Origin of the sequence: Variovorax sp. R-27, from assembly GCF_049913215.1 — a bacterium.
GTDB lineage: Bacteria > Pseudomonadota > Gammaproteobacteria > Burkholderiales > Burkholderiaceae_C > Variovorax.
In genome coordinates, this window is record NZ_CP183984.1 from 3,565,751 (window position 1) to 3,585,627 (window position 19,877).

Here is a 19,877-nt window from a genome sequence, read left to right on the forward strand (position 1 = left end):
TCTCATGCTTTGGCGCCGCCTTGCTACCTCTACAGTCATCTGCGCACTGCCGTTTGCTTTGGTCGCCTGCGGCGAGAAAGCGCCGTCCGATCCGCGCACTCAAGCGCCGCAGGTGCGCGCCGCCACCGTCCAGGGGGCCGGTGCCACATCGCGCGCCTTCACTGGCACCGTAGCCGCCCGGGTCCAGAGTGACCTGGGATTCCGGATTTCCGGCAAGGTGCTGGAGCGGGTGGTGGACGCGGGGCAGGCCGTCAAGCGCGGTCAGTTGCTCATGCGCATCGACCCCGTCGATCTGAAGCTCGCGGCCCATGCGCAGCTGGAGGCGGTAGCCGCCGCGCGGGCGCGCTCGCAGCAGATGGCGGAGGATGAAGCCCGCTACCGCGATCTGCGCGGCACCGGTGCGATCTCGGCATCGGCCTACGACCAGATCAAGGCGGCCGCGGACGCCGCCAAAGCCCAGCTCAGCGCGGCCGAGGCCCAGGCCGACGTGGCCCGCAACGCGAGCCGCTATGCCGAGCTTGTGGCGGACGGCGATGGCGTCGTCATGGAAACGCTGGCCGAACCCGGCCAGGTCGTGAGCGCTGGGCAGGCCGTGGTGCGCGTGGCCCGCGCCGGTCCGCGCGAAGCCGTTGTCCAGCTGCCGGAAACCCTGCGCCCGGCGGTCGGATCCGTCGGACAGGCCACGCTTTTCGGCAAAGAGGGTGTGACGGTGCCGACCACGCTGCGGCAGCTCTCGGAGGCCGCGGATCGGCAGACCCGCACCTTCGAGGCGCGCTATGTGCTCAAGGGCGACCTTGCCAACGCGCCGCTGGGCGCCACGGTCACCATCCGGATTCCGGACGGGCTTTCCTCTGCGCAAGGTGGCTTGCAGGTGCCGATCGGCGCCCTGTTCGATGCTGGCAAGGGGCCAGGCGTGTGGGTCATCGGCGGCGAGCCGGCCAAGGTCAACTGGCGGCCGGTCGTGGTCGAGCACCTGGAAGACGACGGCGCACGCATCGTCGCCGGCCAACTCAAGCAAGGCGACCGCATCGTCGCGCTCGGCGCCCACCTGTTGCACGAGGGCGAGCAGGTGCGGGTGGCGGGCCAGGCTGCTGCTGACGGAGTCCGCCCGTGAGCGAAGGCCGATTCAACCTGTCGGCGCTCGCGGTCCGCGAGCGCTCCATCACCCTGTTCCTGATTTTCCTGATCTCGCTGGCGGGTCTTGTTTCGTTCTTCAAGCTGGGCCGGGCGGAAGACCCCGCCTTCACCGTCAAGGTGATGACCATCATCACCGCCTGGCCTGGCGCCACCGCGCAAGAGATGCAGGACCAGGTCACCGAGAAGATCGAGAAGCGCCTGCAGGAGCTGCGCTACTACGACCGTTCCGAAACCTACACCAGGCCCGGCCTGGCCTTCACGACACTGACCCTGCTCGACAGCACGCCACCTTCGCAGGTCCAGGAGCAGTTCTACCAGGCCCGCAAGAAAGTCGGCGACGAGGCGGGCAACCTACCGGCCGGTGTGATCGGGCCGATGATCAACGACGAATACGCGGACGTCACTTTTGCGCTGTACGCGCTCAAGGCCAAGGGCGAGGCGCAGCGCCTGCTGGTGCGCGACGCGGAGACGCTGCGCCAGCGCCTCCTGCATGTGGCGGGCGTGAAGAAGGTCAACATCGCCGGCGAGCAATCCGAACGCATCTATGTCGAGTTCTCGCACGAGCGCCTGGCAACCTTGGGTATCGGTCCGCAGGACGTGTTCGGCGCGCTCAATGGCCAGAATGCCCTGACGCCGGCGGGCTCTGTCGAAACCAAGGGGCCCCAGGTGTTCATCCGCCTGGACGGCTCCTTCGACGAGCTGCAGAAGATCCGCGATACGCCGGTCGTGGCACAGGGCCGCACCCTGAAGCTGTCCGACATCGCCACCGTCAAGCGTGGCTATGAAGATCCGGCGACCTTCATGATCCGCAACGGCGGCGAGCCAGCCCTGCTGCTGGGCGTTGTCATGCGCGAAGGCTGGAACGGGCTCGACCTGGGCAAGGCGCTGGATCACGAAGTCAGCGCCATCAACGCCGAGCAGCCGCTGGGCATGAGCCTGAGCAAGGTCACGGACCAGGCCGTCAACATCAGCGCCTCGGTCGACGAATTCATGGTCAAGTTCTTTGCCGCACTGCTGGTGGTCATGCTCGTGAGCTTCCTGAGCATGGGCTGGCGTGCGGGCCTCGTGGTCGCTGCCGCCGTGCCGCTGACATTGGCGATCGTCTTCGTGGTGATGGCTGCGACCGGAAAGAACTTCGACCGCATCACGCTCGGGTCGCTGATCCTGGGATTGGGCCTCCTGGTGGACGACGCGATCATCGCGATCGAGATGATGGTGGTGAAGATGGAGGAGGGCTACAGCCGCGTCGCCGCCTCCGCCTATGCCTGGAGCCACACTGCGGCGCCGATGCTCTCGGGCACGCTGGTCACGGCTGTGGGCTTCATGCCCAACGGCTTCGCGCCATCGACCGCGGGCGAATACACCAGCAACATGTTCTGGATCGTCGGCATTGCGCTGATCGCGTCCTGGGTCGTCGCTGTCGTCTTCACCCCCTACCTCGGCGTCAAGCTGCTGCCCGACTTCAAGAAGGTCGAGGGCGGCCATGCCGCGATCTACGACACGCCGCGCTACAACCGTCTGCGTCAGGTGTTGGCGCGTGTGATCGCGCGCAAGTGGCTGGTCGCCGGCGCGGTGGTCGGCCTTTTCGTGGCGGCCATTCTTGGCATGGGACTGGTCAAGAAGCAGTTCTTCCCGATCTCCGACCGGCCCGAGGTGCTGGTCGAGGTGCAGATGCCCTATGGCACGTCGATCACCCAGACGAGCGACGCCGCGGCGAAGGTGGAGGCGTGGCTGGCCAAGCAGAAGGAGGCCCATATCGTCACGGCCTATATCGGGCAGGGCGCGCCGCGTTTCTACTTCGCGATGGGGCCGGAGCTTCCCGATCCGTCGTTCGCCAAGATCGTGGTCCGCACCGCCAGCCAGGAAGAGCGTGATGCCTTGAAGCACCGGCTGCGCCAGGCGATCGCCGACGGTCTTGCCTCCGAGGCGCGCGTGCGCGTCACCCAGCTCGTGTTCGGCCCGTATTCGCCGTTCCCCGTCGCCTACCGGGTCACGGGTCCGGACCCCGACAAGCTGCGCAATATTGCGGCCGAGGTGCAGCGGGTCATGGATGCGAGTCCGATGATGCGCACGGTCAACACCGACTGGGGCACGCGCACGCCCACGCTGCACTTCACCTTGCACCAGGACCGGCTGCAGGCCGTGGGGCTGACCTCCAGCGCGGTGGCGCAGCAGCTGCAGTTCTTCCTGAGTGGCGTGCCTGTCACCGCCGTGCGCGAGGACATCCGCACGGTGCAGGTCGTGGCCCGTTCGGCCGGCGCCATCCGCCTCGACCCGGCGCGAATTGCGGACTTCACGCTGTCCGGCGCCAACGGGCAACGCATCCCGCTGTCGCAGGTGGGCGAGGTCGACGTACGCATGGAAGAACCGGTCATGCGCCGGCGCGACCGCATGCCGACGATCACCGTTCATGGCGACATCGCCGATGGCCTGCAGCCGCCGGACGTATCGACGGCCATCACCCATCAGCTTCAGCCCCTCGTGGACAAGCTGCCGGCCGGCTATCGCATCGATCAGGCCGGCTCCATCGAGGAGTCGGAAAAGGCAACCAAGGCCATGCTGCCGTTGTTCCCGATCATGCTGGCGATCACGCTGCTCATCATCATCTTCCAGGTGCGCTCCATCTCGGCGATGGTCATGGTCTTCCTGACGAGTCCGCTGGGCCTGATCGGCGTGGTGCCGATGCTGATTCTTTTCCGGGCGCCGTTCGGCATCAATGCGCTCGTCGGACTTGTCGCGTTGTCGGGCATCCTGATGCGCAACACGCTGATCCTGATCGGGCAGATTCACCACAATGAGCAGGAGGGGCTGGACCCGTTCCATGCGGTGGTCGAAGCCACCGTGCAGCGTGCGCGACCGGTGATCCTGACGGCGCTGGCGGCGATCCTGGCCTTCATTCCATTGACCCACTCGGTGTTCTGGGGAGCGCTCGCCTACACGCTGATCGGCGGCACCTTGGCGGGGACGGTTCTGACCTTGGTGTTCTTGCCGGCCATGTACTCTATTTGGTTCAGGATCAGGCCGGGCAGCGGCAACGCGGCGACGCACTGACGGCGCGTTTCATCACTCATTCCGATCGAAGGAAAACACCATGTCGGTTTCATCGGTTGTTGTTGTGACCGGCGCGTCATCGGGCATCGGACGCGTCGCTGCGGAGATCTTTGCCGCGCGAGGTTGCCGGGTCTTCGGCACAGCGCGCGACCTGCGCAAGGTGCCCGCGCTGCCCGATGTCGAGTTCGTCGAGATGGATGTCCGGGAAGAGGAATCGGTGCAGGCCGGCATCGAATCCATCATTGCCAGGGCCCTGCGCATCGATGTGCTGGTCAATAACGCGGGGATGATGATGATCGGCGCAGTCGAGGAGACCGCGACAGCAGAGGCCGCAGCGCTGTTCGACACCAACGTCTTGGGCATGCTTCGCACCACGCGCGCCGTGCTCCCGTACATGCGCAAGCAGCATCGCGGGCGAATCGTCAATGTCAGTTCGGTGTTCGGTGTACTGCCGGCACCGTACATGGGAATGTATGCGGCCACCAAGCATGCAGTCGAAGGGCTGTCGGAGTCGCTGGACCACGAGGTGCGACAGTTCGGCATTCGCGCGACGCTGGTGCAGCCGGCGTTCACCCGGACCAACCTTGACGCCAACGCGCCCCGTGCGAACACGCCGATCGCGGACTACGACCGCGAACGCAACCTGGTCGAGCGTTCTGTGACCGACAGCGTCGGCAGCGCGCCCGGGCCGCAGAGCGTGGCAAATACCATCGTTGAGGCGGCACTCGGTCCCTGGCGCATGCGTTGCACGCCACCGGGGCAGGCGTCCATCCTGACGAAACTGCGCCGCTTCATGCCCGCAGGACTCGTCGATGCGAGCCTCAGAAAAAAACTCGGCCTCACCTGAAGAGTTCGACCTGAAGAGTTCGTCTTGCGGTTCGTAAAGCCGGGAGAAGCCCTTGGATAGCCTGGATCTCTTGAGAACCTTCAGCGAAGTCGCGGGCTCCGGCAGCTTCTCCCGCGCCGCGAGTCAGCTGAAGCTGTCCAGAGGAACCGTCAGCAAGTACATCGCGACGCTGGAAAGTCGCTTCGGTGTCCGCTTACTGAACCGCACCAGCCACGCTGTAAGTCTGACGGACGCCGGCGTATTGCTGCTCGAAAGAAGCAAACCCATGCTGGAACTGGTGGAAGAAACTCAAGCAGAACTCCAGGATCGGGCGTTGACTCCCCGCGGACGCCTGCGCATTTCCGCGCCGCATGGCATAGACCAGACGCAGCTTCCAGCGCTTATCAATACCTTCCTGGGCCACTATCCGGAAGTCAGCATCAACCTGGTCCTCACCAACCGGATCGTAGATCTGGCGGAGGACGGCATTGACATCGCACTGCGGTTTGCGCCGACGGCCAACGAGAATCTCATTGTTCGAAAATTGATTGCGATGGACCTGAGCGTTTGTGCTGCGCCAATGTATTGGGCGGCGCACGGCATGCCGGCTCACCCCAATGATCTCGCCAGCCACAACGCGCTGGTCAGCACACATCTGAACCCTCAACCGAAGTGGCGTTTCGAGGTTGACGGTGCTCCATTGGAAGTCCCCGTGAGCGGACGCCTGAATGCAACCGAGGCGGCGCCGCTGATCCAGGCCGCGCTATTGGGAGCAGGGGTTCTCTACTTGCCTACGGCAATGCTGGCGCCTTACATCGAAAGCGGACGGCTGGTGCCGGTGTTGTCGAAGTTCGTTCGCAGCGACATGTGGCTGTCGGCTGTTTACTTGCAGAGGCGACACAGTACGGCTGTACAGCGTGCGTTCCTGAACTTTCTTGAGGACCGAATCAAACCTCTCAAGCCTGCACGCGGTGCTTGAGCCAGAGCGGTCGACTTACTCGACCTTCTAGGCGAAGAGGGATGAGGTTTCCGCTTTGAAGACGCGGCGTTGCTACGTACCCGTACTTCGGCGGTAATAACGCACCAGAAAATTGCGTTCTCTGGCCGACAACTTTCAGATTGATGAAAGTTTGAGCCGAGAAAGTACCAATCGACAATTTTCAAGGACCGATATGAAGAAGATTCAAATTGCTCAGGGCGCTTTTCTTGCGCTTCTTTTCGCTTCGAATGCCCAGGCAGAAATCTACGATGGCGTACTCCAAAACTCCAGCGTTCGCTCTCGGGCGGACGTCGACGCAGAGGCCGCAGCCGTGGCGAAAAAGGAAGACCCCTATCGGGATTCCGCATCGAGTGGAGTCGCTGCTCCACTCGGGTACTCGAAGTCCCGGGATGCCGTCCATGCCGAAGCAGTCAAGGAGGCGCATTCGGCAAATCAGAACCTCACTGGAAAGGCCTACTACAGAGACGCTATTCCGTCCCAGTACCTGAATCAGCCGCAGCAGGTTAACGCTGCAAAGTAGAAGCCCCGGACCTGTTGATGCCAGAAGTCGATGCGCAGGGCGTTCATCTTGAGTGGTACAGGGAGCGGAGTTGACGCGCCAAGCCGAGACGCTTGTGCAAGTCTGTAGAGTCGCAACTCACGCCGCAACAGCTAGCTGCCCATCAGGCGATCGTTCTCCGCGAATATCCGGCATGACTGCCCCGTCTTCTGGCGACAGTAGGAAAGGGCGGAGTTTCGTGCCTTGTCCGGGGAGTGGGCGTCCTGAGCCCAGTAGACACGCCCGCCTTCTGCCGACATCGCCATGGCCTTTTCATTGGGGACACCGTGGAAATAGAGCATCGCCTGTTGGCGCGATTCCGGCGGCAAGCCATCGAGAAACGCCGTCAGGTCCACGCGATCTCCCGCGGGGAGACGGTTGCTTCGAAGAAACCTGTCTATTTCCGGCCGCGTCAGCGCGCTGGCTTGCCAGCGAAAGAGCGTATGCCCGTCCTTCTCAAACGGCGGGAGCAGAACAGAGTCGGCAATGCCGCCGCCTGAGCGATAGGCGACAAGCATGCGTTCCATAAGCTTCGGGCCGAAGAACGGATCGTTTTCCGCGTATAGCCACAGCGTTGGTACCCGCGACGTTTTCCCGAACCCGTTCATGGTGCGGACGAGGTCCGCATCGAAGAGATCGCAGCCCGAGGCGCGCACACCGGGAGTGGCGTTGTGGTGGTAGACGCCGCCCGATATGTTCACCACGGCCGTCAACGGATGATCCGCGCGGGCCGCCAGGTCCAGCATGGAGGCGCCGCCGATCGAAAAGCCGACACCCAGCGTCGTCGCCGGGTCGACGTCCGGTCGGCTGTGCAGTGCATTCAGCACCTGGCCCAGGTCGTCGGCATGCGCATCGAAGTAATGCGCAACTTCAGGCGCCTTGCAAGTGCCGGCCTCGTCCTGAACGGCGCCGGTCGAGTTGCCATAGCCGCGCCAGACGACCGACGCGGCCAACCAGCCGCGATGCGCAAAATCATGGGCAAGATGGGACAGCCAATCGGCATGCATGTCCGAAGGTTCGAGTTTTCCGTTGGAGCCGTTCACGATGAGCGCAACCGGAAATTTCCCGTCGCCGACAGGTCGAACCACGAACGCCTCGAGCAGTTCGACCTTGTCGGGCGCAACACGGACAGGCAGCATGAGCCGCTCTTCACGCACTTCGGTTTCAGCAAGGCATTGGGAAGCGAAGAGGGCGATCCCGCAGCCGATCGTCAGCAGACGCGCAGTTCTGTGCAGCAATTCAAGTAGTTTCATGAGAAGCGCGTGGCTTTTATCAAATCGAAGACATGGTCGTGCGGCCGCCAACCTTTGCAGGCCTACAGCTCTCGCACGATGCCGCGTTTATGGCAGCGCTCCATGACCTTCGCCTGACCACACGTGCCTGCAAGCACATACGCGTGCGGAGGATGCGCAAGCGAAGTCTCGGGGCGCTATCTGAACCTTCTGCCCACTGCCTTGAAGAACATGCGGCGTTCCGCAGGCCGCGCAGGCTGATTCGATGGTTTCATGGACGCTGCTTTCGTCTTTTTCTCTTGCTTGGCCCGTTACCGACGGACGTGTTCTGGCACAGGCGGAGCACCCTCGACGATGTACACGCGCGACTTCGCCGATTTGAAGCGAATGGGCCGGATCGCCCGATACGCTGGCGAGTCGTACCAGGCCTGTGCCTGCTCGAGGCTGGGGAAGGCAATCATGACGATGCGTTTGCCAGGCTCGCCTTCGAGTGAGTTGACCTGCCCGCCCCGCACGAAGTAGTAGCCGCCGAAGGGCTTGAAGGTCGAGTCCACTTGCGCGCTGTAGGGCTTGATGCCCTCCGGATCCGTGACCTCGAATTCCGAGACGTAGTAGGCCGGTGCCTTGGTGGCAGCAGCCTGCGTGTGCACGGCATCCGCTGCGCAGCCGCTCAGGACGACGGCGGCAAGAGCAGCAATCTGCAGGCTCTTGATATGGGTGAAAGAGATCATGGATGCAAGCGTGGTGTGGTGAACTCAACGTGAGGGAAGGCCGAGGGCGATGGGCTGCGCCTCCATGAGCTTGCGCGAAACGATCATGGACTTGGTGGCCTCGACGTACTTCTTGAAATGCGGCGAGTCAATATGCAATCGATACGCCGCGTCATCCGCGTAGATCTCGAAGAAGCGCAATTGAGCGGGCTGCGCCTTCAGTGCAACGGCATAGATTGCCAGCACGCCCGGCTCGATGCGGATCGACGTGTCGATTTCTTCCGTCACGGCATCCTTGTAGGCCTGGAGCTGGGCTGGATCGATCGTGAGTTCCGCCACGCGCACAAGCGGCTGGCCGCTCAGGCTTGCCTTGGCTCCAAGACGCACGGGTACGACTTCATGCAGTTCACGGCGCAGCATCATGGCGTCGGTCACCGCGCGAAATTTCTGGAAGTGGGGCGTCTGCACGTGATCCCTGTAGGCCTGCGCGTCGACATACATCTCCAACACGCGGACGCGAGCTGGATTGTCTTTCTCCGCCGCGGCGTGGAAGGCGAGGACTCCTGGCTCCAGCATGCTGGCCTTGGCGTTTTCGCGCGCGGCCTTGCGAAAGTCGTCGAGTCGGGTCTTGTCGACATCGAGTTCTGCAAATCGCACGAGCGGTGTCGAGGCCGGTTGGGCGAGCGCGGTCTCGCTCAGCGCCAGCGTCAGCAGCGACGTGCCGAAGAGTGCGAGCTTCCAGAAATGCCTGGGCGCGCGAATGGTCGGAAATGGCATGCCTCATTCTTGGCGCAAACACGACAGCCTCGATAGACAGATCCGCGCGAGTTCTTGCCTGATCCGACCGTCGCCGCAGGTAATGGACAAGCGACCGGCAAGTACGCCCTACCATGCGCCATTTCAGCCGTGGAGAAAGAGAAGTGAAGCAAGAGCGGCCCAGTTCCGGCGCGCAACCGGATACGTTCGAGGCCCTGCGAGCCGCGCTGGCACAGCGCATCGCCCGCTGGACGGACGGCACCGAGCAATTCGACACCGCCGTTCCGGGACTGACGCTCTATCGTCACGACGAGCCGACAGAGCCGATGAACTGCATGGTGGGCCCCAGCATTGCGCTGACCGTGCAGGGCGCCAAGCGCGCGTTGCTGGGCGAGCATGCCTACAGCTATCACAGTGGCCGCTTCCTCCTCGCCGCGCTCAACTTGCCGGTGGTGTTGCAGGCAGTGGAGGCACACCCAGACCGGCCATACCTGAGCCTGGTGCTGACGCTGGATGCACGCAGCATCGCGGAGCTCGTCCTGCAGGCCGAACCGCCGGCGCTGGAGGGGCAGGCGAGTTTGATGCCGGGCCTGGTTCTGGGCGAAACGACGGAGAAACTCCTCGAACTCTTCTTGCGGCTCGTCGACCTGCTGGACGATCCGGCGGCCGTTCCGGTGCTTGCGCCATTGATGTGCAAGGAGATCTTCTATCGCTTGTTGATGAGCGAGCAGGGCGTGCAGTTGTGGCAGATGGCGTCGGCAGGAAGCCACAACCAGCGCATCGCGCGTGCCATCGAATGGCTGAAGCTGAATTTCGCGCAACCGCTGCGCGTCGAAGCGCTTGCGGCCGACGTGCAGATGAGTCCATCGCGTTTCCGTCGGCACTTCCGTGCCCTGACGGCCATGAGCCCGCTGCAGTTCCAGAAGTGGCTGCGCCTGAACGAAGCGCGCAGGCTGATGCTGTCCGAAGGCATCGATGCTTCGAGCGCATCGTTCCAGGTGGGGTATCAGAGCCCGTCGCAGTTCAGCCGCGAATACGGTCGTCTGTTCGGCGCGCCGCCGCGGCGCGATGTCCAGGATCTGCGGCAGAAAACCAGTGCCGACGCGGCTCGCTAGCTGCGCCTGGCCTATCGCCGGTTCTGGCGTCATTCAGGAACTTGTGGCGATCACCGGTTACCCTTCGCGGGTCTTGTCGATCGCAGACCTGTCTGCACCTCAATACGGCGCAAAGTCATCGTTCGAGCCGACGGAATCGACAAAGGCCCTGGCAGGCGCCGCAGCACTGTTCACCGCTGGATCGTTCACCTTGCCAGTAGAGAAGGCCTTTCCGTTGGACAGCATTGCCGCCGCGCATGAACTGAGCGCGCAAGGTCGTGTCACCGGGCGGCTCATCGTCACGATGGGTTGATTGCGAAACAAGCAGGAGTGGGGGAGTGCTCCTGCTTGCGCCTCGCTACCCGACCTCGCCCTGCACACCCAATACCTTGGGCAGCTGTTCCACCAGCGCATCCACCGCCAGCCGCAGGCGCAGCGGCATGTGCGGCGCAGCGGGCCAGAGGGCGTAGCAATCCATCGCGGCGCCGGGCTGGTCGTCCAGCACGCTGACCAGCGCCCCTGTGCGCAGGCGTTCCCTCACCAGCCACTCGGGCAACCACGCGAGGCCGAGGCCGGCCGTCGCTGCGTCTGCTATGGCCTCCAGGTCATCGAGCTGCAGGCGTGAACTGAGTGGCATCTCCGTGATGCGTCCCGTCGCATCGGGCAACTGCCACGTGTTGATGCGGTCGGCACGCCGGTAAATGAGGATGCTGTGCGAGGCCAGTTCGCCCGTGTTCTGCGGTCGTCCGTGCGCAGCCAGGTAGTCGGGTGAGGCGCACACCCGCTTGCGCTGCACCACCAGCTTGCGTGCGCGCAGGCCTTCGCTTTCGTGGCCGAGGAAGCCGCTGCGAACGGCGAGATCGAAGCCTTCGGCCAGCACATCGACAGGTCGGTCGCTGAAGCTCAGGAGCAATTCGAGCGATGGATGCTCGCGTGCGAGTTCGAGCAGGATCGGCGCGATGCAATGGCGGCCGAACAAGACCGGCATGGAGACGCGCAAACGGCCCGCCACCTGGTGCCGGCCGGACTCCATCTGCGCCTCGGCAGCCTGCAGCTCCGCGAGCGCGCGCAGGCAGTGTTCGTAATAGATCTGGCCGTCCTCGGTGAGGCTTTGCACGCGCGTCGTGCGATGAAACAAGCGCACGTCCAGGCGCGCCTCCAGGCGCGCGATCGCCTTGCCCACGGCCGAGCGGGTGAGGCTCAGGTGCTCGGCTGCGCGGGTGAAGCCGCCGAGGCGCACGACGTCCACGAACAAGGTCACGCCGTCGAGCCGCTCCTGGCGTTCCGGCGGTGCCTTTGCCAAATACATTGGTGAATTCAGATCATCGGGCATGGGAATTCGTTTCTACATTGGATAGTATTTTTCTACTTAGTATGCCTGCCGAAAGCTCCTGTGGGAATGCAGGGCAACAAGGATCGGTTTGAGAGCACGCGCCACGAAAAGACTGGTGCCAAAACCTGGCACCAGCGCTGCCTAGACTGGAATTTCTCAGGCAACACAAGGAAATATCGTGACTCAAGCCAATGGCGCCGCAGCGGAAATTGCGCGCGCGGTGATCCGGGACTTCGCTGAATCGTTCGCGAGGAGCAGCCGGCCATGAAACGCATTCAGTACGGCATGTACGGCGGTCCGGAGTTGATGCGGCTCGACGAGTTCGAGTTGGCGACGCCCGGCCAGGGACAGGTGGCCGTGAAGGTCAAGTTCGCAGCCATCAACCCCATCGACTGGAAGCTGCGCAACGGCCAGATGAAGATCGTGACGGGCAGGGCGTTTCCCCGTGCCATGGGGTTCGACTTCTCCGGCACGGTCATCTCCGTCGGACCTGGCGTGACGCGCTTTGTGCCTGGCGATGCCGTCTTCGGGCTTGCGCGCTTCAAGGAAAGCGGCGCGTTGGGAGAAGCCGTGATCGCGAACGAGACCGCCTTGGCGGTAAAGCCCGGCAACGTCTCCTTCGAAGATGCGGCTTGCCTTGGAACCCCCGGCGTCACGGCGTGGAACGGGCTGGTCGACAAGGCGAAGCTGACAGCCGGCCAGCATGTCTTCATCAACGGCTGCACCGGGGCGGTTGGCGAAGCGGCTGTCCAGATTGCGCGAATGCACGGGGCCATTGTCTCGGGCAGCTGCAGCGCCGGAGCAATGGAACGGGCGCGGGCTCTCGGTCTGCAGAACGTCTTCGACTATCGGACAACGGATCTGTCCAAGCTGCACGAGCGTTTCGACGTCGTCTACGACACGGCCGCCACGATGACGACCGCCCAAGGCTTGGGCCTGCTGCGCGAGGACGGCGTGTTCCTGGACCTCGATCCCACGCCGGGCAAGTTCATCCGTTCGGTCTTCAACCGGCGGCTCAAACCGATCGTCTGCACGCCGCGGCCCGACATTCTCGACAGCCTCGCCCGTGCCGCGGGGGAGGGCAGGTTCCGGATGCCGATCGCCGAGATCGTTCCCCTGAACGAGGCGATCGGCCTCGTCGCCGCGCTCGAAGCGGGCCGCAAGCTCGGCGGCAAGGGCCTCGTGGCGATGGCCTGACATGTCGCGAAGCCACCGCCTGTTCGATCTCATGCAGGTGCTTCGCCGGCATCGCGGAACCGTGTCCGGCGAAGTGCTGGCGCGCGAGACAGGCGTGTCGCTGCGGACTATCCGCCGCGACATCGCCACGCTGCAATCCATCGGGGCGCACATCGAGGGCGAGGCCGGCGTCGGCTACATCCTTCGGCCCGATTTTTTGCTGCCGCCGCTGTCTTTCACGGAAGAAGAGGTCCAGGCGCTCGTGGTCGGTGCGCAGTGGGTCAGCCGCCACGCCGACGAAGCGCTGGCGCTTGCCGTGCAGAACGCGCTCGCAAAAATCAATGGTGTGCTCCCGGCCGAGATGAGGGCGGAATTGGACGACAACGCGCTCTACATCTTTCGCAAGAGAAAAGAAGCCTCGGTCTTCGATCTGGCGCAGGTACGGCGGGCCATGCGCGAGCAGCGAAAGATGCACATCGGGTACGCGGACGACAGCGGGGCCATTTCGCAGCGGACCATCTGGCCGATCATGCTCGGCTTCGTCGAATCGCAGCGGCTGATTGCCGCGTGGTGCGAGTCGAGCGGCGACTTCTGCCGTATTCGCACAGACCGCATCGTGACGGTCGATTTTCTGGACGAACGCTATCCGCGTGCGCGCCGGCAGCTTGTCAAGGAATGGCGAGACGGGCTTCCTTGCAACCAGCCCGACAGCGCCTAGCGCGGTCCACGGCCGCGTTCGACGAGTCCATTGGTGAATTCGAACTTTCTCGCAGGGGAATGCTTTTCTACATTGGATAGTATTTTTCTACCTTAGCATCACATTTTCTCTAAAACAGAGAATTCTGGGCGACAAAGCGAGCTTTGCAACTCGATCGCCCTGGACCTTCCTCTCACCCTACAGCGTAGGAAATCTTGAAATGGAAAAGACCCCAATGCTGATTTCGATCGTCCATGACAGCGGCTGGGGCCACACAGCCAGGCAGGCGCAAAGCGTGGCCGAAGGCGCGCGAGAGGTGGCCGGCGCGCAGGTGCAGCTGATCGCCGTTTCCGAAGGCGCCATCCCCTGGGACGTGCTCGAGGCGAGCGACGCCATCGTCTTTGGTTCGCCCACCTACAACGGCTCGCCGAGCGCGCGCTTCAAGCAGTTCTGCGAGGCCTCCACCAAGCCCGTCTGGAACGACATGAAGTGGCGCAACAAGGTGGCCGCCGGCTTCACGAATTCGGGTGCGCAGAACGGCGACAAGCTGCACTCGCTGATCTCGATGGCGCTGTTTGCGGCGCAGCACGGCATGTTGTGGGTAGGCCTGGACTTGAAGCCGGGCAACGACAGCAGCCGCGGCAGCGTGCATGACCTTAATCGCCTGGGCAGCTGGCTAGGCGCGATGGCGCAGTCCAACGGCGACCAGGGACCGGACGACGCCCCCATCACGAGCGACCTGGAAACCGCCGCCCACCTGGGCAGGCGCGTGGCCGAGACCGTTCGCCGACTTCAACCCGCTTGACGCGTTTTTTACCAAGGAGCCTCTTCATGAAATTTCTTTGCCTCGACATCCCCGCGCCCGGCGCCACCCTGGAAAAGTACCAGCCGCACTTGCAGGACGAAGCCCGCCACGCCTGGCAGCTCTACAAGGGCGGCGTCGTGCGCGACATCTACTTCCGTCAGGACCGCCCCGGCGTGGCCATCATTGCCGAGTGCGAATCGGCCGAGGTCGCCCTGAAGACGCTGCGCGAATTTCCGCTCGCCAAGGCCGGTCTTCTCGATTGGGACGTCATCCCGCTGGGCCCCTTCCTGAACTGGGAATCGCTCTTTGCGCCAGGCAACGCCTGAGGCGCGCCGAACACAGGAACCTACGACCATGACCAAGCAAGCGTCCGAACTCAAGCCCATCCTCTTCGTCGTCAGCAGCAACGCCGTGAAGGGCGCAACGGGCATTCCCACCGGCTACAACCTGGCCGAAGTCACCCATCCGCTGGAAAAGCTGCAGGCAGCCGGCATCCAGGTGGAGTTCGCCTCCATCCTGGGTGGCGACGCGCCGCTGGATGGACTGGAGGACATGAAAGACCCGGTCATCGCCCGCTACTGGGCCGATGCCGATTTCCGCCATGCCATCTCCCACACGCTGTGCATCGACGACGTGGACCCCTCGCGTTACTCGGCCATCTTCTTTGCGGGCGGCCACGGCACGATGTGGGACTTCCCCGACAACGCGGCCGCGCAGAAGGCCATCCGCGAGATCGATGCCGCCGGCGGCATCGTGTCGGCCGTGTGCCACGGCCCGGCGGCCCTGATCAACGCGCGCCGTGCCGATGGCAGCCTGCTGGTGGCGGGCAAGCGGGTGGCGGCCTTTACCAACGGCGAGGAAGAGGAGGTGGAGTCCACGCACGTCGTGCCCTTCTTGCTCGCATCCACGCTCAACGAACGAGGCGCGCAGCATCAGAACGCCGCCAACTGGGCCGACAACGTGGTCGTCGACGGACGGCTCATCACCGGCCAGAACCCGCAGTCCGCGGCGAGCCTGGGCATCGCGCTGCGCGACGCCCTGTTGGCATAAGCCCGCTGAAGCTTTCAAGGGGATAGCGTGAAACTGATCTGTGTCGAAGAGCACGTGCTCGACCGTGCCATCGGCGGGGCCACCCAGGCGCTGGTGCGCGCCGAGGCGCCTTACTTTGCCGACTGGGGCAGCCGCGTGGTGGATGGCCAGAACGTGGCCGATCCGAGCCGCCCGCATGTCATTGCGCCCAGCGAGTCCGCTCGCAAAACGCTGGAGATGGGCGCTGCACGCCTGGCCGACATGGATGCCGCCGGCATCGACATGCAGGTGCTCTCCTATGGCGGGTTCCCGCAATTGCTGCCCGCCGCAGAGGCCATCGAGCTGAACCGTGCGGCCAACGACAAGCTGGCCGAAACGGCGCAGGCGCATCCCGCGCGCTTCGCGGGTTTTGCCACGTTGCCCTGGCAAGCGCCCGAGGCGGCTGCGCGCGAACTGGAGCGGGCGGTGAAAGAGCTCGGACTCAAGGGCGCGCTCATCAACGGCCGCCCCGGAGACACCTTCCTGGACGATGCGCGCTACGAGCCGATCCTTGCGGCCTTCAGCGAATTGAAGGTGCCGCTGTACGTGCACCCCGGCCTGCCTCTGCCCGCCGTGCAGGCGCCGTACTACGGCGGCCTCGAGCGCGAGCTCAGCGCGCGCCTGGCCATGTTCGCCTGGGGCTGGCACAACGAATCGGGCATCCAGGTCGTGCGCATGCTGCTCGCGGGCGCCTTCGACCGGCACCCCGGGCTGCAGGTCATCAGCGGCCACTGGGGCGAGATGGTGCCGTTCTTCCTTCAACGGCTGGAAGACTCCATCCCGCGGGAAGCCTCGGGCCTCAGGCGTCCCATCGTGCAGACCTACCGTGAGCATGTGTACGTCTCGCCCAGCGGCATGCTCACGCTGCCGCACTTCCAGTTCATCCATGCGCTGATGGGCGCCGAGCGCATTCTTTATTCCATTGACTACCCGTATCAAAGCCTGGACGGCGCGCGAGCCTTCATCGAGCGCCTGCCCGTGAGCGACGCGGACAAGGCCCTCATTGCCCACGGCAATGCCGAGCGTCTCCTGGGCCTGTGACCCAACTTCAAGTGAGAAATACATGACCCAAGGAATCGAAAACAAGGTGGTCGTCATCACCGGCGGCAGCAGCGGCCTGGGAGCGGAAACGGCACGCCATCTCGTATGGGCCGGCGCCAAGGTTGTCTTGGGCGCACGGCGGCTCGATCGCCTGCAGGCCCTGGCAGAAGAACTCGGCCTCGGTGCCGAGAGCGTCGTGCAGACTGACGTCGCGCACCTCGATCAGGTCCAGGCGCTGGTCGCCCGTGCCATCGAATCCCACGGCCGGATCGACGTGATGCTCAACAACGCAGGGGTGATGCCGCTCTCGCCGCTGGAGATGCTGCGCGTGGACGAGTGGAGCCAGACCATCGACGTGAACATCAAGGGCGTGCTTCATGGCATCGCTGCGGCACTGCCTCCCATGAAGACGCAAAAGAGTGGGCAGATCATCAACGTCTCGTCGGTGGCTGGCCACATCGTGAGTGCGGGGGGCGTGGTCTACAGCGCGAGCAAGTTCGCCGTGCGCGCGATTTCCGAAGGGTTGCGCAAGGAGGTGAAGCCCTACAACATCCGCTCCACCATCCTCTCGCCGGGCGCGGTGGACACGGAACTGCCCGCCTCCACCAAGGAAGAGGGCATGACGCAGGCCATGCAGGCGTTCTACGAGCGCAATGCGATTCCCGCGAGCAGCTTTGCGCGCTGCGTGCTCTTCGCCATGAGCCAGCCTGAAGACGTCGACATCAACGAAATCCTGTTCCGACCGACACGGCAGGAGTTCTGAACTGGTGCCAGAAACTGGCACGAGCGCATGTCCAAATCAAGCCCGTTCAAGCCGAGGCGTCCTCCACTTCAAAGAGAAATGAATGATCAATAAAAGATATGCGTTGTTGCTGTCGTTCCCGCTTGTCCTGCTCGGGACGGGTTGCTCGAACATCCCTAAAAGCGGCATGCCGGAATCGCAGTTTTCCTCGCTCGATTGCCGGGCCATCGCAGACCAGCTGGCGCAAGAGCAGGTGACGCAGGAGCGTGCGGCGCAAGCCAAGAGCAACTCCTGGAAGGTCGTCATACCTTTTGCCATTGCCGCTCGCTACATCGATGCATCGAGCCATATGAACGAATCGGAGCGCAGAGCCACCTTGCTGGCGCAAGAGCGGCAATCAAAGAGCTGCAACCAGGTTTCGGGCTGACGCTGTCGCGCTGAGCGATACAACGCACGTTAAGCGCCGCACCGCGGCAGCCATGACTGCCGCTATGGCCTCGGGGCTGACGGCTTCCGTCGGCCATGCATCGCAAAACCAGGAGTCGACCCGCATGACAAATACATCCCCCTCCGAAACCTTGTCGGCCGCACAGCAAGCCATCGTGCCGATCGCGGCTTTCGCAGCCTCCGGCGACATTGCCAAATTGAACGCAGCACTGAACGAGGGGCTGGACGCCGGCCTCGCGGTCAGCGATGCCAGGGAAGTGCTGGTGCAGCTCTATGCCTATGCCGGCTTTCCGCGCAGCCTCAATGCGCTCACGGAACTGATGAAGGTCGTGGAGGCGCGCAAGCAGCGCGGCGTGAAGGATGCGCCGGGCCACGCGCCTGGCCGCCCGATTCCGAAGGGCGATGCCCTGCTAGCCGCGGGAACCGCGAACCAGACCAAGCTGTCGGGTGCGCCGGTGCAGGGGCCGCTGTTCGACTTCGCGCCCGTGGCGAACGAATACCTCCGCACCCATCTGTTCGGCGACATCTTCGAGCGCGACAACCTCGACTGGCAAAGCCGCGAGGTCGCCACGGTCAGCATGCTGGCCGCGCTCGCGGGCGTCGAGTCGCAGTTGCAGGCGCACATCCGCATCAGCATGAACGTCGGCCTGTCGGCGCAGCAACTGCAGCAACTCGGGCAGCTGCTGGCCGATCGCGTGGATGCCGCCAGCGCCCGGCGTGCGCGCGAGGCGCTGGCGCGGCACCTGGCGACGCAACCCGCGGGTTGAAGTGATTGGAAGGAGTCCACACATGGCCGACCCCCGCGATGTCCCGATCAATCCGCTGACCACAGTCAGCTTGGCTCGTCCTCCTCCGTGTCTTGCTCCAGCTTCTGCCGCAGCGACGCCATGATCGTTTGCATCGTCTTGAGGTCGCCCACGGCAATCCCGTCCGAGAGGCTGTTGATCCATGGAGCCTGCAATGCCATTGCGTCAGCGTAGACCTGCCTTCCCTTGTCGGTCAGGACCACGAGCTGCGCCCGCCGGTGGTGAGGATTGGCCTCGAATGCGACCAGCGCTTCCTTTTCGAGGTCGTTGACGATCCGCTGCACGTTTTGCCGATTGGCACCCAGGTTGCGGGCGAGCCATGCCACCGGCTGCGGGTGTTCGCCCTTGAAGATGGTGCCGAGGATCTGCCAGCGGGCGCTCGTGAGGCCGAGCGGCGCGACCAGCCGGTCGCCGGCTGTCAGCAGGCGGCTGTTGAGCCTGAACAGCTCGAGCATCAAGCTGCTCATCGCTTCGCCGGAGGGGGTTCGCTTTGCTTTTGCCATAGGTCTCTATAAATCCATATTGACAATATGATGTCATATTGGCATCATTTGATCGTATCAGAACGACAGTCAGGGAGCCATCGAGGGCGATGGACTCCGCGTTCTCGCTTCAAAGGACCAGAGCATGACATTGCGCGACAGCACGATCCTCGTTACCGGAGGCTCAAGCGGCATCGGATTGGCGCTTGCGCAACAACTTCTTCAGCGTGGCAATCGAGTCATCGTCTGCGGCCGGGGCGCAGAGGCGCTGGCTCGCGCGCAAGCGATCGAGCCAGCGTTGATCACGCGAATCTGTGACATCACGAACGCCGAAAGCAGAAGGGCGCTGGTCGATTGGATTGCTGCCGAGCACCCGGACCTCAGCGTCGTCTTCAACAATGCCGGCGTTCAATCGCGCCGCAGCTTCACCGGAGATCACGCGCTGGACGACCTGGAGCAGGAGGTTGCGATCAACTTCACCGCGCCGGTGCAACTCATCGGCGAGCTCCTGCCGCTGCTGCGCGGGCAAGAGCGGGCTGTCATCGTCAACGTCACGTCGGGATTGGCTTTCGCACCGATGGCCGATGTGCCCGTGTACTGCGCCACCAAGGCTGCGCTTCATTCGTTCACGCTCAGCCTGCGGCATCAGCTTCGGCACACCGCGGTCAAGGTCGTGGAGTTGGCGCCTCCCATCGTCGACACCGCTCTGGGCGGCGATACGCGCAGCGACGGCACGAAGAGCGCCGGAATGATGAGCCCGGAAGCGTTCGCAACCGAAGCGTTGACGCTCCTCGATGAGGGCCGCGACGAAGTGCTGATCGGGCAGGCGATCGGTACGCGCCAGCACGGCGAGGCGCTGTTCCAGCGCATGAATGGCAGTTGAGCCTATCCGGCCGCTTTCTGACGCCGCGCCATCCCTTGCTCGTCGATGCGACA

General features: G+C 63.8%; 22 protein-coding genes. 17 read left to right on the forward strand and 5 right to left on the reverse strand.

Features of this window, described 5'->3' with window-relative positions:
• The first annotated feature begins 4 nt into the window (after window positions 1-4).
• The 5 genes from ACN9MV_RS16640 to ACN9MV_RS16660 all read left to right on the forward strand — a co-directional run bounded on the left by ACN9MV_RS16640 (window position 5) and on the right by ACN9MV_RS16660 (window position 6,534).
• Window positions 5-1,114 (forward strand): efflux RND transporter periplasmic adaptor subunit, encoded by a 1,110-nt coding sequence (locus ACN9MV_RS16640; RefSeq protein WP_426388649.1) that lies wholly within the window; start codon window positions 5-7, stop codon window positions 1,112-1,114.
• Window positions 1,111-4,188, forward strand: coding sequence for an efflux RND transporter permease subunit (locus ACN9MV_RS16645; RefSeq protein ID WP_426388651.1), 3,078 nt, complete (start codon window positions 1,111-1,113; stop codon window positions 4,186-4,188). Before ACN9MV_RS16640 ends, ACN9MV_RS16645 begins: the two co-directional genes overlap by 4 nt.
• A 40-nt stretch (window positions 4,189-4,228) precedes the next feature.
• Entirely contained in the window at window positions 4,229-5,035 is an 807-nt protein-coding gene (locus tag ACN9MV_RS16650; RefSeq protein ID WP_426388653.1) for an oxidoreductase, read from the forward strand.
• Between the two features lie 52 nt (window positions 5,036-5,087).
• Window positions 5,088-5,993: a LysR substrate-binding domain-containing protein gene (locus ACN9MV_RS16655; protein WP_426388655.1), complete on the forward strand. Its 906-nt coding sequence runs from the start codon at window positions 5,088-5,090 to the stop codon at window positions 5,991-5,993.
• Window positions 5,994-6,186: 193 nt separating this feature from the next.
• On the forward strand, window positions 6,187-6,534 hold the full coding sequence (locus ACN9MV_RS16660) for an alpha/beta hydrolase (RefSeq protein ID WP_426388656.1): 348 nt from the start codon (window positions 6,187-6,189) through the stop codon (window positions 6,532-6,534).
• A gap of 131 nt (window positions 6,535-6,665) precedes the next feature.
• On the opposite strand, the gene ACN9MV_RS16665 is transcribed toward ACN9MV_RS16660, so the two are convergent.
• From ACN9MV_RS16665 to ACN9MV_RS16675, 3 genes are all read right to left on the reverse strand, one after another.
• Entirely contained in the window at window positions 6,666-7,805 is a 1,140-nt protein-coding gene (locus ACN9MV_RS16665) for a hypothetical protein (RefSeq protein ID WP_426388657.1), read from the reverse strand.
• A 290-nt stretch (window positions 7,806-8,095) separates the two neighbouring features.
• A complete protein-coding gene (locus ACN9MV_RS16670; RefSeq protein WP_426388659.1) occupies window positions 8,096-8,515 on the reverse strand; it encodes a DUF1330 domain-containing protein in 420 nt (139 codons plus the stop codon).
• Between the two features lie 24 nt (window positions 8,516-8,539).
• Window positions 8,540-9,271 carry a putative quinol monooxygenase gene (locus ACN9MV_RS16675; protein ID WP_426388661.1) on the reverse strand — a complete coding sequence of 244 codons (732 nt, stop codon included), beginning with the start codon at window positions 9,269-9,271 and terminating at the stop codon, window positions 8,540-8,542.
• 113 nt (window positions 9,272-9,384) lie between these two features.
• Here ACN9MV_RS16675 and ACN9MV_RS16680 point away from each other — a divergent pair, with 113 nt between their 5' ends.
• On the forward strand, window positions 9,385-10,365 hold the full coding sequence (locus tag ACN9MV_RS16680) for an AraC family transcriptional regulator N-terminal domain-containing protein (protein ID WP_426388662.1): 981 nt from the start codon (window positions 9,385-9,387) through the stop codon (window positions 10,363-10,365).
• Entirely contained in the window at window positions 10,346-10,657 is a 312-nt protein-coding gene (locus ACN9MV_RS16685; RefSeq protein ID WP_426388663.1) for a zinc-binding dehydrogenase, read from the forward strand. Before ACN9MV_RS16680 ends, ACN9MV_RS16685 begins: the two co-directional genes overlap by 20 nt.
• A gap of 45 nt (window positions 10,658-10,702) precedes the next feature.
• Here the strand turns inward: ACN9MV_RS16685 and ACN9MV_RS16690 are convergent, their stop codons facing one another.
• Window positions 10,703-11,653, reverse strand: a complete 951-nt coding sequence (locus tag ACN9MV_RS16690) for a LysR family transcriptional regulator (protein WP_426388664.1) — start codon at window positions 11,651-11,653, stop codon at window positions 10,703-10,705.
• Between the two features lie 288 nt (window positions 11,654-11,941).
• Between ACN9MV_RS16690 and ACN9MV_RS16695 the strand changes: the two genes are divergently transcribed.
• From ACN9MV_RS16695 to ACN9MV_RS16735, 9 genes are all read left to right on the forward strand, one after another.
• Window positions 11,942-12,874, forward strand: coding sequence for an NAD(P)-dependent alcohol dehydrogenase (locus ACN9MV_RS16695; protein WP_426388665.1), 933 nt, complete (start codon window positions 11,942-11,944; stop codon window positions 12,872-12,874).
• A gap of 1 nt (window position 12,875) precedes the next feature.
• Complete coding sequence (locus ACN9MV_RS16700) at window positions 12,876-13,571, forward strand: helix-turn-helix transcriptional regulator (RefSeq protein WP_093074206.1); 696 nt, start codon at window positions 12,876-12,878, stop codon at window positions 13,569-13,571.
• Window positions 13,572-13,785: 214 nt separating this feature from the next.
• On the forward strand, window positions 13,786-14,355 hold the full coding sequence (locus ACN9MV_RS16705; RefSeq protein ID WP_426393177.1) for a flavodoxin family protein: 570 nt from the start codon (window positions 13,786-13,788) through the stop codon (window positions 14,353-14,355).
• Window positions 14,356-14,381: 26 nt separating this feature from the next.
• Window positions 14,382-14,681 carry a superoxide dismutase gene (locus ACN9MV_RS16710; RefSeq protein ID WP_426388667.1) on the forward strand — a complete coding sequence of 100 codons (300 nt, stop codon included), beginning with the start codon at window positions 14,382-14,384 and terminating at the stop codon, window positions 14,679-14,681.
• Window positions 14,682-14,709: 28 nt separating this feature from the next.
• The gene (locus ACN9MV_RS16715) at window positions 14,710-15,405 is read left to right on the forward strand and encodes a type 1 glutamine amidotransferase domain-containing protein (RefSeq protein WP_093074200.1); all 696 of its coding nucleotides are present in this window, start codon (window positions 14,710-14,712) and stop codon (window positions 15,403-15,405) included.
• Between the two features lie 27 nt (window positions 15,406-15,432).
• Window positions 15,433-16,464: an amidohydrolase family protein gene (locus ACN9MV_RS16720; RefSeq protein WP_426388668.1), complete on the forward strand. Its 1,032-nt coding sequence runs from the start codon at window positions 15,433-15,435 to the stop codon at window positions 16,462-16,464.
• A gap of 22 nt (window positions 16,465-16,486) precedes the next feature.
• Window positions 16,487-17,227, forward strand: coding sequence for an SDR family oxidoreductase (locus ACN9MV_RS16725; RefSeq protein WP_093173525.1), 741 nt, complete (start codon window positions 16,487-16,489; stop codon window positions 17,225-17,227).
• Window positions 17,228-17,309: 82 nt separating this feature from the next.
• Window positions 17,310-17,633 carry a hypothetical protein gene (locus tag ACN9MV_RS16730; RefSeq protein ID WP_093173521.1) on the forward strand — a complete coding sequence of 108 codons (324 nt, stop codon included), beginning with the start codon at window positions 17,310-17,312 and terminating at the stop codon, window positions 17,631-17,633.
• 124 nt (window positions 17,634-17,757) lie between these two features.
• Window positions 17,758-18,420, forward strand: a complete 663-nt coding sequence (locus tag ACN9MV_RS16735; RefSeq protein WP_093074190.1) for a carboxymuconolactone decarboxylase family protein — start codon at window positions 17,758-17,760, stop codon at window positions 18,418-18,420.
• Between the two features lie 65 nt (window positions 18,421-18,485).
• On the opposite strand, the gene ACN9MV_RS16740 is transcribed toward ACN9MV_RS16735, so the two are convergent.
• Window positions 18,486-18,926, reverse strand: coding sequence for a MarR family winged helix-turn-helix transcriptional regulator (locus ACN9MV_RS16740; RefSeq protein WP_256216635.1), 441 nt, complete (start codon window positions 18,924-18,926; stop codon window positions 18,486-18,488).
• A 160-nt stretch (window positions 18,927-19,086) separates the two neighbouring features.
• Between ACN9MV_RS16740 and ACN9MV_RS16745 the strand changes: the two genes are divergently transcribed.
• The gene (locus ACN9MV_RS16745; protein ID WP_426388671.1) at window positions 19,087-19,824 is read left to right on the forward strand and encodes an SDR family oxidoreductase; all 738 of its coding nucleotides are present in this window, start codon (window positions 19,087-19,089) and stop codon (window positions 19,822-19,824) included.
• Window positions 19,825-19,877 lie beyond the last annotated feature (53 nt).